At 63.3% G+C, this 817-nt stretch carries 1 protein-coding gene; it reads right to left on the bottom strand.

Features of this window, described 5'->3' with window-relative positions; translation table 11 throughout:
• Positions 1-70 precede the first annotated feature (70 nt).
• The coding region (locus NS334_RS17170) for an inorganic phosphate transporter (protein ID WP_193753172.1) at positions 71-817 on the bottom strand (747 nt) is incomplete at its 5' end.

Here is an 817-nt window from a genome sequence, read left to right as displayed (position 1 = left end):
TTTCGATACTGTTGCCCGTCAGAAGGCTGAAGCTTGCATCTGCCACTCGAAATCCCTTTCTGCGGTACTGCTAAAACAAATGCGCGAAAACGAAGTAGAGAATGCCCGAGATCAGCATCGCCACCGGCAACGTCAGAACCCAGGCCATCGCGATGTTGCGGATCGTCGACCATTGCAGGCCTGACCCGTTCGCGGTCATGGTGCCCGCGATGCCGGACGACAGCACGTGCGTCGTCGACACCGGCAAGCCGTATCCGTCCGCCGCAGCGATGGTCGCGGCCGCCGTGATCTCGGCGCAAGCCCCTTGCGCGTAGGTCAGGTGGGTCTTGCCGATTTTTTCACCGACCGTCACGACGATCCGTTTCCAGCCGACCATGGTGCCGAGGCCGAGCGCGATGGCGACCGCGATCTTCACCCAGGACGGGATGAATTTGGTGGCGGCATCGAGCGAGCCCTTGTAGCGGTTGAGCGTCGCAACATCGGCATCGCTCAGCCCGTTGTCGCTGCTCTTCATGAGCAGGCGGAGCGCTTCCGACACCAGATACATGTCGTTGCGCGTGTTGCGGACGGTCTCGGCCGGGAATTTGGCCAGCGATCCGTACTGGGTGACCTGGTCGCTGATTTCGCGGACCAGGACGGCGAGTGACGGATAGGTGTCGTCGGTGAGTCGGCGAAACGCGATGTAGTTCGTCACCGCCGGGCGCGGGTCGCCGGTCACCTTGCGATCGGCGCCCCTGTCCTCGACGACCTTGCTCGCCGCGGCCGAATTCGCGGTGAACGCCTCGATCTGACCGGCAGGCATCGCGCGGTTGAGGGC

The organism is Sphingomonas endophytica (assembly GCF_001476895.1).
Classification (GTDB): Bacteria; Pseudomonadota; Alphaproteobacteria; order Sphingomonadales; family Sphingomonadaceae; genus Sphingomonas; species Sphingomonas endophytica_A.
The sequence above is the reverse complement of the archived record's forward strand: the minus strand, read 5'-3'. Positions and strand labels throughout refer to the sequence as shown.